The 13,678-nt window shown below is 62.3% G+C and carries 13 protein-coding genes; 8 read left to right on the top strand and 5 right to left on the bottom strand.

Annotated elements, in window-relative coordinates:
* Window positions 1-35: 35 nt before the first annotated feature.
* The 4 genes from ACK3BK_RS18045 to phhA all read right to left on the bottom strand — a co-directional run bounded on the left by ACK3BK_RS18045 (window position 36) and on the right by phhA (window position 2,850).
* Complete coding sequence (locus tag ACK3BK_RS18045) at window positions 36-1,229, bottom strand: MFS transporter (RefSeq protein WP_411383006.1); 1,194 nt, start codon at window positions 1,227-1,229, stop codon at window positions 36-38.
* A 92-nt stretch (window positions 1,230-1,321) separates the two neighbouring features.
* Window positions 1,322-1,450, bottom strand: coding sequence for a hypothetical protein (locus ACK3BK_RS18040; protein WP_256093873.1), 129 nt, complete (start codon window positions 1,448-1,450; stop codon window positions 1,322-1,324).
* 218 nt (window positions 1,451-1,668) lie between these two features.
* Entirely contained in the window at window positions 1,669-2,025 is a 357-nt protein-coding gene (locus ACK3BK_RS18035) for a 4a-hydroxytetrahydrobiopterin dehydratase (RefSeq protein ID WP_186666497.1), read from the bottom strand.
* A gap of 39 nt (window positions 2,026-2,064) precedes the next feature.
* Window positions 2,065-2,850, bottom strand: coding sequence for a phenylalanine 4-monooxygenase (gene phhA, locus ACK3BK_RS18030; RefSeq protein WP_186710978.1), 786 nt, complete (start codon window positions 2,848-2,850; stop codon window positions 2,065-2,067).
* Between the two features lie 255 nt (window positions 2,851-3,105).
* Here phhA and ACK3BK_RS18025 point away from each other — a divergent pair, with 255 nt between their 5' ends.
* Entirely contained in the window at window positions 3,106-4,665 is a 1,560-nt protein-coding gene (locus ACK3BK_RS18025) for a sigma-54-dependent transcriptional regulator (RefSeq protein ID WP_186666494.1), read from the top strand.
* Window positions 4,666-4,767: 102 nt separating this feature from the next.
* On the opposite strand, the gene ACK3BK_RS18020 is transcribed toward ACK3BK_RS18025, so the two are convergent.
* Complete coding sequence (locus tag ACK3BK_RS18020; RefSeq protein WP_054891937.1) at window positions 4,768-5,025, bottom strand: DUF2790 domain-containing protein; 258 nt, start codon at window positions 5,023-5,025, stop codon at window positions 4,768-4,770.
* 415 nt (window positions 5,026-5,440) lie between these two features.
* On the opposite strand from ACK3BK_RS18020, the gene acs reads away from it, so the two are divergent.
* The 7 genes from acs (at window position 5,441) to ACK3BK_RS17985 (ending at window position 13,584) form a co-directional block, all read left to right on the top strand.
* Window positions 5,441-7,402 carry an acetate--CoA ligase gene (acs, locus tag ACK3BK_RS18015; protein ID WP_186666490.1) on the top strand — a complete coding sequence of 654 codons (1,962 nt, stop codon included), beginning with the start codon at window positions 5,441-5,443 and terminating at the stop codon, window positions 7,400-7,402.
* A 502-nt stretch (window positions 7,403-7,904) separates the two neighbouring features.
* Window positions 7,905-8,690, top strand: coding sequence for an ABC transporter substrate-binding protein (locus ACK3BK_RS18010; RefSeq protein ID WP_411383005.1), 786 nt, complete (start codon window positions 7,905-7,907; stop codon window positions 8,688-8,690).
* Between the two features lie 91 nt (window positions 8,691-8,781).
* Window positions 8,782-9,471, top strand: a complete 690-nt coding sequence (locus ACK3BK_RS18005) for an ABC transporter permease (protein ID WP_054891934.1) — start codon at window positions 8,782-8,784, stop codon at window positions 9,469-9,471.
* Entirely contained in the window at window positions 9,468-10,166 is a 699-nt protein-coding gene (locus ACK3BK_RS18000) for an ABC transporter permease (protein ID WP_186666486.1), read from the top strand. The genes ACK3BK_RS18005 and ACK3BK_RS18000 overlap by 4 nt, the downstream gene beginning before the upstream one ends.
* A gap of 22 nt (window positions 10,167-10,188) precedes the next feature.
* Window positions 10,189-10,953, top strand: coding sequence for an ABC transporter ATP-binding protein (locus tag ACK3BK_RS17995; protein WP_186666484.1), 765 nt, complete (start codon window positions 10,189-10,191; stop codon window positions 10,951-10,953).
* Window positions 10,954-11,044: 91 nt separating this feature from the next.
* Window positions 11,045-12,025, top strand: a complete 981-nt coding sequence (argR, locus tag ACK3BK_RS17990) for a transcriptional regulator ArgR (RefSeq protein WP_186666482.1) — start codon at window positions 11,045-11,047, stop codon at window positions 12,023-12,025.
* Between the two features lie 338 nt (window positions 12,026-12,363).
* Window positions 12,364-13,584, top strand: a complete 1,221-nt coding sequence (locus tag ACK3BK_RS17985; protein ID WP_186710980.1) for an aspartate aminotransferase family protein — start codon at window positions 12,364-12,366, stop codon at window positions 13,582-13,584.
* The last annotated feature ends 94 nt before the right edge of the window (window positions 13,585-13,678 follow it).

Here is a 13,678-nt window from a genome sequence, read left to right as displayed (position 1 = left end):
TCGCGGGCAAGTCCGTGAAGAGGCCAGCGCAACCTTCAGCCGTGCTGCTCCCGTCCGAGCCGTGCCTGGCGGTACAGGTACAGGCTCAATACCAGCCCGCACATCGCCGCCCCGGCGGCAAACAGGAAGATCGACCTGAAGCCGAACCCTGAGGCCACCGCGCCCACCAGTGGCCCGGTGATCCCCAGCGACAGGTCGATGAACAGCGAATAGGCGCCGACCGCCGCGCCACGGTTGGCTGCCGACACCTGGTTCACCGCTTCCACCCCCAGTGCCGGGAACACCAGCGAGAAGCCGAAGCCGCTCAAGGCCGCGCCCACCAAGGCCAGCTGGGCGTTGGGTGCCAGCCACAGCATCAACAGCCCCAGGGTTTCCACCGACAGGCAGGCGATGGCCACGCGAAAACCGCCGATGCGGTTGATCAGGTTGCCGAACAGCAGGCGTGCGCAGATGAAGCTGGCGCCGAACAGGCTCAGGGTCAGCGCCGCATCTGGCCAGTTGCGGCTGGCGTAGTAGAGGGTGATGAAGGTCGCGATGGTGCCGAAGCCGATCGAGCCCAGCGCCAGCCCCGAACCATGCGGGAACACCTTGCCCAGCACCTGCCGGAAGGGCAGGCGCTTGCCCGCCACCACCGGTGCGGCCTGCTTGGGCCAGGCCAGTGCCAGGCCCAGAAGGCCCAGCAGGATGATGCTCACACCCATGCTCCACAGCCCCAGGCCCTTGACCATCAGCACCCCCAGCGGTGCGCCGACGGCCAGCGCACCATAGCTGGCGATGCCATTCCAGGAGATGACCTTGGCGGTGTGTTCGGCGCCGACGCGGCCGATGCCCCAGCCGATCGAACCCGAGCCCACGAGGCTTTCCGCGCTGCCCAGTACCAGGCGCCCGATGAGCAGGCAGGTGAGGCTCAGCCAGGGCAGGTGGGTGAGGAAGCTGCAGGCCAGCATGAACACCCCGCTCAGGCCGCAGCCGAACAGGCCCCACATTACCGCCTTCTTGCTGCCGAGGTTGTCGATGATACGGCTGGCGGTCGGGCGGCTGAGCAGGGTTGCCAGGTACTGCACGCTGATGACCAGGCCTGCGAGCACGGCGCTGAAACCCAGGTCGTTGTGCACATAGCTGGGCAGTACGGCAAGGGGGATGCCGATGTTCAGGTAGCCGATGAAGGTGAAGAGAACGATGGAGACGACTTGCAGGGTGACCGCAAGAGGGCGCGGTGAGTCGGGCATGGGGGCCTTCGAGGTTCTGGACTGTGTGAAAACGCGATGACGGGGGGGAGCCGCAGGTCAGCCGTTTTCACACGGTCGGTGGGGATGCGCGGTTATTCCTGATCGGCGCTGGATTGATCGTCACCTTCCTGCGAAGCAGGTGCCGGCTCGGCGGCGTGGGCGGTAACGGTTTGCTCTTCGGGGTTCAGGCTTGGGAAGGGAAGATTCGGGATTTCATGCATCTCGTCGTTCCTCGCAAGTGTGAGTGAAAAGGCGGCGCGTAGCGCAGTGGAAGCTTTTGCAAAGCCGGGGCAGGATACAGCAGTCTGGATGACAGTTTATAAATTTTCCTGTTCGCCGGTCGATTTGCGGGCGAATAGCGGACGATGTTCGCTTGGGTTCTGCCGGGAATGCATTCGCGCCGAACCGCTGCGGACGGTTCGGCGCGATCTGCCGGGCGTTACTTGCGCCCTTCAGCCGTCTCGGCCACCTTGTCGGTGCGTGCGCACATGATGAAATCGTTGCGGTGCAGCCCCTTGATCGAGTGGCTCCACCAGGTCACGGTGACCTTGCCCCACTCGGTGAGCAGGCCAGGGTGATGGCCCTCGGCTTCGGCGATTTCGCCGACCGCGTTGGTGAACGCCAGGGCGTGCTTGAAGTTCTTGAACAGGAACACGCGCTCCAGTTCCATGTGACCGTCGCGCACTTCAACGCTCCAGTCCGGGATCTCGCGGATCAATTCGGCCAGCTCTTCGTCGCTGACCTTCGGGGCGTCGGCGCGGCAGGCTTCGCAGTGGGCTTGGTTCAAGGCATTCATGGAGGTTTTCCGCTTTCGAGTTGTTGTCGGTAAGGCGGCTCAGGCCGCCTTGGGTGGGAATTTCGGCGCGTGCAGACCCAGCTGCATGGCGTGCTGGACCATGCCCATGATGTCTTCGTGGGCCAGGTCGAACAGGCGTTTCATGTTCGGCAGGACAAAGTACACCGGCTGCAGGATATCGATCCGGTAGGGCGTACGCATGGCTTCGATCGGGTCGAACACCTGGTGCTCGGGCTCGCTGGACAGGCTGTAGACGGTCTCTTTCGGTGACGAGAGGATGCCGCCGCCATAGATCTTGCGGCCCTGGGCGGTTTCCATGAGGCCGAACTCGATGGTCATCCAGTACAGGCGCGCCAGGTACACCCGTTGTTCCTTGGTGGCTGCCAGGCCGAGCTTGCCATAAGTGTGGGTGAATTCGGCGAACCAGGGGTTGGTCAGCAGGGGGCAGTGGCCGAAGATCTCGTGGAAGATGTCCGGTTCCTGCAGGTAGTCCAGCTCCTCCGGGGTGCGGATGAAGGTGGCGACCGGGAAACGCTTGCTGGCCAGCAGTTCGAAGAAGGTCTGGAAGGGGATCAGCGCCGGCACGCGGGCGACCTGCCAGCCTGTGGTGGCGCCCAGTACCTTGTTGACTTCGCCCAGTTGCGGGATGCGGTCATGGGGCAGCTTGAGCTGGTCGATACCGTCCAGGTATTCCTGGCACGCGCGGCCCTCGATCACTTTCAGTTGGCGGGTGATCAGAGTGTTCCACACGGCGTGCTCTTGCTGCGGGTAGTCGATAAAACCCTGCGCATCGGGCTCGCGGGCCACGTATTGCGTCTGTTTCATGGAGCTCTCCTGGTGAGGGCTTTCTTGTTATGGGTGGGGCGTGCCCTAGGAATAGCCCTCCGGCGGCGGTTTTGCACTGGCCTACCTGACAGGGAAGAAGCAGGAGGTAGAGTGTTTATGTAACGATAATTTTACAATTTTAGGGTTATCCCGGAAAATCAAGGGAATCACGCTGATAGCCAAGGTATTTCTGTCAGCTTATCTTTACGAATTTTCTGCGCACCGATGAAAAAGTCGGCTGCCTCGGGGCCTTCCATGCGTATCAAAGTCCATTGCCAGAACCGCATCGGCATCCTGCGCGACATCCTCAACCTGTTGGTGGAGTACGGCATCAACGTGTTGCGTGGCGAGGTCGGCGGCGACCATGGCAACGCCATCTACCTGCACTGCCCAAACCTGATCAACCTGCAGTTCCAGGCTTTGCGTCCTAAATTCGAGGCCATCGCCGGGGTGTTCGGGGTCAAGCGCGTCGGCCTGATGCCCAGCGAGCGGCGGCACATGGAGCTCAATGCGTTGCTCGGGGCGCTGGAGTTTCCGGTGTTGTCGGTCGACATGGGAGGCAGCATCGTCGCAGCCAACCGTGCTGCAGCCCATTTGCTCGGGGTGCGCGTCGATGAGGTGCCGGGGCTGCCGCTGGCGCGCTATGTCGAGGATTTCGACCTGCCGGAGCTGGTCCGGGCCAACAAATCGCGGATCAACGGATTGCGCATCAAGGTCAAGGGTGACGTGTTCCTGGCCGATATCGCGCCCTTGCAGTCCGAACATGACGACAGCGAAGCCCTGGCCGGCGCGGTGCTGACCTTGCACCGCGCCGATCGCATCGGCGAGCGCATCTACAACGTGCGCAAGCAGGAGCTGCGTGGTTTCGACAGCATCTTCCAGAGTTCACGGGTGATGGCCTCGGTAGTGCGCGAGGCGCGGCGCATGGCGCCGCTGGATGCGCCGCTGCTGATCGAGGGGGAAACCGGCACCGGCAAGGAGTTGCTGGCCCGTGCCTGTCACCTGGCCAGCCCGCGTGGCCAGGCGCCACTGATGGCACTCAACTGCGCAGGGTTGCCGGAGTCGATGGCCGAGACCGAGCTGTTCGGCTATGGCCCTGGTGCGTTCGAGGGGGCGCGGGCCGAGGGCAAGCTGGGGCTGCTGGAGTTGACCGCGGGCGGCACGCTGTTTCTGGACGGGGTGGGGGAGATGAGCCCGCGCTTGCAGGTGAAGTTGCTGCGCTTTCTGCAGGACGGCTGTTTTCGTCGGGTCGGCAGCGATGAGGAGGTCTATCTGGATGTGCGAGTGATCTGCGCCACCCAGGTCGATTTGTCGGAGCTGTGCGCGCGGGGCGAATTCCGCCAAGACCTCTATCACCGGCTCAACGTGCTGTCGTTGCACATTCCGCCACTGCGTGAGTGCATGGATGGGCTGGAGGGGCTGGCGCAGCACTTCCTCGACCAGGCCAGTCGGCAGATCGGCTGTGCGTTGCCACGTCTGGCGCCGGCGGCGATGGACAAGTTGAGTCAATATCACTGGCCGGGCAATGTCCGGCAACTGGAAAACGTATTGTTCCAGGCTGTGTCGTTATGCGAGGGCGGCGTGGTCAAGGGCGAACATATACGTTTGCCGGATTATGGGGCGCGACAACCCCTGGGTGAGTTTTCGCTGGAAGGGGAACTTGCGCAAATCGTCGGGCGCTTTGAAAAAGCGGTGTTGGAAAGTTTGATGGCGGAGTTTCCAACTAGTCGGGCGCTGGGGAAAAGACTGGGTGTTTCCCATACCACGATTGCCAACAAGTTGCGGGAGTATTCGTTGGGCAAGTCGGTGGATTGAAGAAGGTCCGGGTAAAGAATATTTAATCGACGGTGTTGTTTTCGCGGGCAAGCCCGCTCCCACAGAAGTATCGAGATCGGCCGAAGGGAGCGGGCCTTGGCGTTAGCCGTTGGAGCAACCGTTGCCCATCACGCGGTATTCGAGAATGTGCTTCTGGCCCTTGGAGTCTTCGTAGGTCATGCGCGCCGGCACCACTTCACAGACATTCGGGACTTCGCTCATGGACAGCACCTTGGCAATGTCCAGGTGTTGCGAGTAACTGTACTGTTCAACCGGAATCTGCTCGGCGTTCGTTGCAACATCATCGGCCATTGCCGCGCTGCAAACACTGCCAAGTACCAATACCAGTAACGCTTTCATTTTCAATTTACCTGTCTAAGGTCGTGAGGGGGCACGCGGCACTTGTGGTGCCGCGAGTACATCCAGAGTCTTACTGTCGAATTAGAGCGGGATTAACGTGCCTTCGTGGGGGCTGTTACAAGAAGTTAATCGCCTTGCCGTTGCTGGCGAGGTGAATTCTAGGAGTGCACCTTGAATTGAAAAAGACCCGGTTTTGATAAAGTTTTTCGGGCTTTTGACAGAATCGGTAACAATCATCGGTACGAACGTACCGGATTCTTCAGTGATGGCCTTATGCACCGCATGCTAGAGCGCCTCGATGAAATTTCGCCGTGGCGCATGCTGTTCGTTACTACCAACGTCGAATGGTCATGGCCGCTCTGGTACAGTTAAAACCGTCTCATACAAAAACAACTATTACACCGAGGTAACACAGATGAGTGCGGCTCCACTGTATCCCGTTCGTCCCGAGGTTGCGGCAAACACCCTGACCGACGAGGCCACCTACAAGGCCATGTACCAGCAGTCGGTGATCAACCCGGATGGCTTCTGGCGTGAGCAGGCCCAGCGCCTGGACTGGATCAAGCCCTTCACCAAGGTCAAGCAGACCTCGTTCGACGACCACCATGTCGATATCAAGTGGTTCGCCGACGGCACTCTGAACGTTTCCTACAACTGCCTGGACCGCCACCTCGCAGAGCGCGGCGACCAGCTGGCGATCATCTGGGAAGGCGATGACCCTTCCGAACACCGCAACATCACCTACCGCGAGCTGCACGAGCAGGTCTGCAAGTTCGCCAACGCCCTGCGTGGCCAGGACGTACACCGTGGTGATGTGGTCACCATCTACATGCCGATGATCCCGGAAGCCGTGGTGGCGATGCTGGCCTGTGCCCGTATTGGCGCTATCCACTCCGTGGTGTTTGGTGGTTTCTCTCCCGAAGCCCTGGCCGGGCGCATCATCGACTGCAAGTCCAAGGTCGTCATCACCGCCGACGAGGGGCTGCGTGGTGGCCGCCGCACGCCACTCAAGGCCAACGTTGACCTGGCGCTTACCAATCCGGAAACCAACAGCGTGCAGAAGATCATCGTGTGCAAGCGCACCGGTGGTGACATCGCCTGGCACCAGCACCGCGACATCTGGTACGAAGACCTGATGAAGGTCGCCTCCAGCCATTGCGCGCCCAAGGAGATGGGGGCCGAGGAAGCACTGTTCATCCTCTATACCTCCGGTTCCACCGGCAAGCCCAAGGGCGTGCTGCACACCACGGGTGGCTATCTGGTCTATGCCGCGCTCACCCACGAGCGCGTATTCGACTACCGCCAGGGCGAGGTCTACTGGTGCACCGCCGACGTGGGTTGGGTCACCGGTCACAGCTATATCGTCTATGGTCCGCTGGCCAATGGCGCGACCACACTGCTGTTCGAGGGTGTGCCGAACTATCCGGACATCACCCGCGTGTCGAAGATCGTCGACAAGCACAAGGTCAACATCCTCTACACCGCGCCGACTGCCATCCGCGCGATGATGGCCGAAGGTCAGGCGGCGGTCGCCGGTGCCGATGGCTCGAGCCTGCGCCTGCTGGGTTCGGTGGGCGAGCCGATCAACCCTGAAGCCTGGAACTGGTACTACAAGACCGTCGGCAAGGAGCGCTGCCCGATCGTCGACACCTGGTGGCAGACCGAGACCGGCGGCATCCTGATCAGCCCGCTGCCGGGCGCCACCGGCCTCAAGCCGGGCTCGGCGACCCGTCCGTTCTTCGGTGTGGTGCCGGCACTGGTGGACAACCTGGGCAACCTGATCGATGGCGCGGCCGAGGGCAACCTGGTGATCCTCGATTCCTGGCCGGGGCAGTCGCGTTCGCTGTATGGCGATCACGATCGCTTCGTCGACACCTACTTCAAGACCTTCCGTGGCATGTATTTCACCGGTGACGGTGCGCGCCGCGACGAAGATGGCTACTACTGGATCACTGGTCGGGTAGACGATGTGCTCAACGTTTCCGGCCACCGCATGGGGACTGCCGAGATCGAGAGCGCGATGGTCGCCCATTCGAAGGTTGCCGAAGCCGCGGTGGTGGGTGTGCCGCACGACATCAAGGGGCAGGGCATCTATGTCTACGTCACCCTCAATGCAGGCGAGGAGTCCAGCGAGCAATTGCGCCTCGAGCTGAAGAACTGGGTGCGCAAGGAAATCGGCCCGATCGCCTCGCCGGATGTCATCCAGTGGGCGCCGGGCTTGCCCAAGACCCGCTCGGGCAAGATCATGCGGCGTATCCTGCGCAAGATCGCCACGGGTGAGTACGATGCGCTGGGGGATATCTCCACCCTGGCCGACCCGGGTGTGGTGCAGCACCTGATCGACACGCACAAGGCCATGAGCCTGGCGACGGCGTGATGACTCTCGCGGGGTAAACCCACAGGCTCTGCTCAAGCAAACCCCGCCGTATATCGGCGGGGTTTTTGCATTCTGTTACCCGACATTCATCGGTAACCCGCTGCTGTCACCGTGATTGCACTGAAACGGGGCCAGAGGAAACATTTCTGTGCCTTCGGAGTGCGTTCTTGTAGCCATTTCTTGCAGCCTTGCACCCTGCACTTGCCGGATTACAAGGCTTTGCCAATAATAGGCCCGCTTATTGCTTCGTCTAAAGGTTGTTTTCCTTTTGCGCTTGCATGTTTCGCAAGAGCTGTCAATATCGCCGCCCGCAGCTTCAGGCGCTTCTGTACGTAGTTGTCGCTTTGAAGAAATATCGACTACCGGGCTGTCGTTAAAATGCCACTCACTCGCTCGTGGTCTGCGACCTTGGTCGAACCCTGCGCGGCTCGCGTTGTACTCATTCGCATATCCGGCAATCGTGTCCCTGCCGGGTATTGCCCCGTACCGATGGAGTTACCTGATGAAGAAGCTTGCACTGCTTGGCGCCCTGGCGCTGTCTGTGTTTTCCCTGGTCTCGCAGGCCGACGAGAAGCCGTTGAAGATCGGTATCGAAGCCGCCTACCCACCCTTCGCCTTCAAGCAGCCTGATGGCAGCATCGCTGGTTTCGACTACGACATCGGCAACGCCCTGTGCGAAGAGATGAAAGCCAAGTGCACCTGGGTCGAGCAGGAGTTCGATGGCCTGATCCCGGCGCTGAAAGTGCGCAAGATCGACGCCATCCTGTCGTCGATGTCGATCACCGAAGATCGCAAGAAGTCCGTCGACTTCACCAAGCGCTACTACCTCACCCCGGCGCGCCTGGTAATGAAGGAAGGTATCACCGTCAGCGACAGCCTCGACGAGCTCAAGGGCAAGAAGATCGGCGTGCAGCGCGGCTCTATCCACGACCGTTTCGCCAAGGAAGTGCTGGCACCCAAGGGCGCCACTGTCGTGCCTTACGGCACCCAGAACGAAATCTACCTGGATGTCGCCGCAGGTCGCCTCGATGGCACCGTGGCCGATGCTACCCTGCTCGAAGACGGCTTCCTGAAAACCGACGCCGGCAAGGGCTTTGCCTTCGTAGGTCCGTCCTTCACCGACGTGAAGTACTTCGGTGACGGCGTCGGCATTGCCGTGCGCAAGGGCGACAAGGCCAACGCCGATCGCATCAACGCTGCCATCGACGCCATCCGCGCCAATGGCAAGTACAAGCAGATCGAGGCCAAGTACTTCAACTTCGACATCTACGGCCCCGAGTCGAACTAAATCGTCGAGTTTCACCTGTGCAATGGTGCAAACAGCAGAATCTCTGAGGTTTGCACCATTTTTCATTCCCAAGTCCTGAGGAATCCCAATCATGTTGAAAGGCTACGGGGCAGTCATCCTCGAGGGGGCGTGGCTGACGTTGCAGCTCGCCCTGTCGTCGATGGCCCTGGCCATCGTTCTCGGCCTGATCGGCGTGGCCTTGCGGCTGTCGCCGGTGCGCTGGCTGGCCTGGCTGGGCGACCTGTACTCCACGGTGATCCGTGGCATTCCGGACCTGGTGCTCATCCTGCTGATCTTCTACGGTGGCCAGGACATCATCAACCGGGTCGCACCACTGGTCGGCTACGATGACTACATCGACCTGAACCCGATGATCGCCGGCATCGGCACACTGGGCTTCATCTTTGGCGCGTATCTGTCGGAAACCTTCCGCGGCGCCTTCCTCGGCATTCCAAAGGGGCAGGCCGAAGCTGGTGCGGCCTATGGCATGAGCAGCCGGCAGGTATTCTTCCGCATCATGGTGCCGCAGATGATCCGCCTGGCCATTCCGGGCTTCACCAACAACTGGCTGGTGCTGACCAAGGCCACTGCGCTGATTTCCGTGGTCGGCCTGCAGGACATGATGTTCAAGGCCAAGCAGGCGGCGGATGCCACCCGCGAACCCTTCACCTTCTTCCTGGCGGTGGCGGCGCTGTACCTGGTGCTGACCAGCGTCTCGCTGCTGGCGTTGAAGTATCTCGAGAAGCGCTACTCGGTGGGCGTAAAGGCGGCTGAACTATGATCTTCGACTACAACGTCATCTGGGAGGCCATGCCGCTGTACATCGGCGGTTTGCTGACCACCCTCAAGCTGCTGGCGCTGTCGCTGTTCTTCGGCCTGCTGGCGGCCATCCCGCTGGGGTTGATGCGGGTGTCGAAGCAGCCGCTGGTAAACATGACCGCATGGCTCTACACCTACGTGATCCGCGGCACGCCGATGCTGGTGCAACTGTTCCTGATCTACTATGGCCTGGCCCAGTTCGAGGCGGTGCGCGAGAGCATCTTCTGGCCGTGGCTGTCGAGTGCGACCTTCTGCGCCTGCCTGGCGTTCGCCATCAACACCAGCGCCTACACCGCCGAAATCATTGCCGGCAGCCTCAAGGCCACGCCTCATGGCGAGATCGAGGCGGCCAAGGCCATGGGCATGTCGCGCTTCAAGATGTACCGCCGCATCCTGTTGCCTTCGGCCCTGCGCCGGGCGCTGCCGCAGTACAGCAACGAAGTGATCATGATGCTGCAGACCACCAGCCTGGCGTCGATCGTCACCCTGATCGACATCACCGGTGCTGCGCGCACGGTCAACGCCCAGTACTACCTGCCTTTCGAGGCCTACATCACGGCGGGCGTGTTCTACCTGTGCCTGACCTTCATCCTCGTGCGCCTGTTCAAGATGGCCGAACGTCGCTGGCTCAGCTACCTGGCGCCGCGCAAGCACTGACCGCTCTGTGAGAATCGACAGCATGTACAAACTCCAAGTCCAAGACCTGCACAAGCGCTACGGCAGCCACGAGGTGCTCAAGGGCGTCTCGCTCGAAGCCAAGGCAGGCGATGTGATCAGCATCATCGGCTCGAGCGGTTCGGGCAAATCCACCTTCCTGCGTTGCATCAACCTGCTCGAACAGCCGCATGCCGGCAAGATCCTTCTCAACAACGAGGAGCTCAAGCTGGTCGCCGGCAAGGACGGCGCGCTCAAGGCCGCCGACCCCAGGCAGCTGCAGCGCATGCGCTCGCGCCTGTCGATGGTGTTCCAGCATTTCAACCTGTGGGCGCACATGACCGCACTCGAGAACATCATCGAGGCGCCGGTGCATGTGCTGGGCATGAGCAAGAAGGAGGCGCTGGAAAAGGCCGAGCACTACCTGGCCAAGGTGGGTGTGGCGCATCGCAAGGATGCTTTCCCCGGGCACATGTCCGGCGGTGAGCAGCAGCGCGTGGCGATCGCTCGCGCCCTGGCCATGGAGCCTGAGGTGATGCTGTTCGACGAGCCGACCTCGGCGCTCGATCCTGAACTGGTGGGCGATGTGCTCAAGGTCATGCAGTCGCTGGCCCAGGAAGGCCGCACCATGGTGGTGGTCACCCACGAGATGGGCTTTGCCCGCGAGGTGTCCAACCAGCTGGTGTTCCTGCACAAGGGGGTGGTCGAGGAGCGGGGCAATCCGCGTGAGGTGCTGGTCAATCCGCAATCCGAGCGTCTCAAGCAGTTTCTCTCCGGCAGCCTGAAGTAAAGGCTGCATTCCTGCACCAGAATAGGGCATGCTGCGCAGCGAGCGCGGCATGACCCGTGCCTCACTCGACCTCAGGTTTCGGACCTAGCCTATGACCACCCAGCGAATCGGATTTCTTATCTGGCCCGGCACCAAGCCGCTGACCCTGGCCCTGGCCGAGGAAGTGCTGCAGGTGGCCCAGCGGGTGCATCCTGATGTGGTTTACGAGCTGGCGTACCTGCAGGCCGAGCCAGCCGAGGAGGGCGCCTGGCGCTTGCCGGGCGAGCCCTGGAACGGGCGCCTGGAGGGCTTCCAGAAGCTCCTGCTGCTTGCTGACGAGCCGCCGCTGGCGGTGGGTTCGGCGCTGTCGGCGGCGCTCAAGCACCTGGCCCGCAGTGGCTGCATGATCGGTGGGTTGTCGGCGGGCGTGTACCCGCTGGCCTTGCTGGGCCTGCTCGATGGTTACCGGGCCGCGGTGCACTGGCGCTGGCAGGACGACTTTGCGGAGCGTTTCCCCAAGGTCATCGCCACCAGTCATCTGTTCGACTGGGATCGCGATCGTCTGACCGCCTGTGGCGGCATGGCGGTGACCGACCTGCTGCTGGCGGTGCTGGCCCGTGACCATGGCGCGGAGCTGGCCGGGGCGGTGTCCGAGGAGCTGGTGGTCGAGCGCATTCGTGAAGGCGGGGAGCGTCAACGTATTCCGTTGCAGAATCGCCTGGGCTCCAGCCACCCCAAGCTGACCCAGGCCGTGCTGCTGATGGAGGCCAACATCGAGGAGCCGCTGACCACCGACGAGATCGCCCAGCATGTCTGTGTCTCGCGCCGGCAGTTGGAGCGGATCTTCAAGCAGTACCTCAATCGCGTGCCCAGCCAGTACTACCTGGAGCTGCGGTTGAACAAGGCGCGGCAGATGCTGATGCAGACCAGCAAGTCGATCATCCAGATCGGCTTGTCGTGCGGGTTCTCCTCCGGGCCGCATTTCTCCAGCGCTTACCGCAACTTCTTCGGCGCCACGCCGCGGGAAGACCGCAACCAGCGGCGCAGCAGCAGCCCGTTCGAGTTGAGTTCGGCGCCGGCCGAGCGCGGGTGAGGTCGGGGCGAGTCCGCTCCCATAGCTGCCCCGCTGATTCTGAGTTCGGCGGGGTAGCTGTGGGAGCGGGCTGATCCCGCGATAGGGCCGCCGCGGGCGCCTCCCTCTCCTGTGAACACCCGTTCTCTCAATTTCCCCGCCCCTCTCCCCGCCACCCCGCCCGCCCGTTACACTGCGCGATTGCGACACTGTTTGTCGCATTGCCGAAAACCCAGGTAAAACAGGGGTTGGCGCTGTAACAAGTTGTCGCCTGGCAGCAAGGACAGGCGCCGATCAGTCCTTACAATCCCCCCATCGCTCGCCACTTTCAGGCCAGCGTTCCTCTTCAGGAGACTCAGATGTCCGTTGAGCAAGCCCCGGTGCAACGTGCCGATTTCGACCAGGTCATGGTTCCCAACTACTCCCCGGCGGCCTTCATTCCTGTTCGAGGCGAGGGCTCCCGCGTCTGGGACCAGTCGGGCCGCGAGCTCATCGACTTCGCCGGCGGCATCGCGGTGAACGCCCTGGGTCATTGCCACCCGGCGCTGGTCAAGGCACTGACCGAACAGGCCAACACCCTGTGGCATGTGTCCAACGTCTTCACCAACGAGCCGGCCCTGCGCCTGGCCCACAAGCTGGTCGACGCCACCTTTGCCGACCGTGCCTTCTTCTGCAACTCCGGCGCCGAAGCCAACGAGGCCGCCTTCAAGCTCGCCCGGCGCGTCGCCCACGACCGCTTCGGCCCGGAAAAGCACGAAATCATCGCCACCGTGAACAGCTTCCACGGTCGCACCCTGTTCACCGTCAGCGTCGGTGGCCAGCCCAAGTACTCCGACGGTTTCGGGCCGAAGATCACCGGCATCAGCCATGTCCCGTACAACGACCTGGAAGCGCTGAAGGCACAGATCTCCGACAAGACCTGCGCCGTGGTGATCGAGCCGATCCAGGGCGAGAGCGGCGTGGTTCCGGCCGACAAGGCCTACCTGGAAGGCGCGCGCAAACTGTGCGACGAGCACAACGCCCTGCTGATCTTCGATGAAGTGCAGACCGGCGTCGGCCGTACCGGTTCGCTGTACGCCTACCAGCACTACGGCGTGACCCCGGATATCCTGACCAGCGCCAAGAGCCTGGGCGGCGGCTTCCCGATCGGTGCCATGCTGACCACCACCGAGCTGGCCAAGCACCTGGCCGTTGGCACCCACGGCACCACCTATGGCGGCAACCCGCTGGGCTGCGCCGTCGCCTGTGCGGTGCTGGACGTGATCAACACCCCTGAGACGCTGGCAGGCATCAAGACCAAGCACGCGCGTTTCAAGACCCGCCTGGAAAAGATCGGCCAGGACACCGGTCTGTTCACCCAGGTGCGTGGCGTCGGCCTGCTGATCGGCTGTGTGCTGAGCGAGGCCTGGAAGGGCAAAGCCAAGGACATCCTCAATGCCGCCGAGAAAGAAGGCGTGATGGTGCTGCAGGCCGGTCCTGACGTCGTGCGCTTCGCGCCGAGCCTGGTGGTCGAGGACGCTGACATCGACGAGGGCCTGGACCGCTTCGAGCGCGCTGTGGCCAAGCTGACCCAGGGCTGATCGCCCTGCGGTCCCATCGCCGGGGCGGCTCGTACTGCGCCGGCGATACCTGAATTCCAGTGCAGGTGCCTGCTTGTGCAAGCAAGGGTGTGCC

The sequence above is a fragment of the Pseudomonas sp. L7 genome (assembly GCF_046605565.1).
GTDB classification, from domain to species: domain Bacteria; phylum Pseudomonadota; class Gammaproteobacteria; order Pseudomonadales; family Pseudomonadaceae; genus Aquipseudomonas; species Aquipseudomonas wayambapalatensis.
This window is presented reverse-complemented; position numbering and strand designations above follow the sequence as displayed.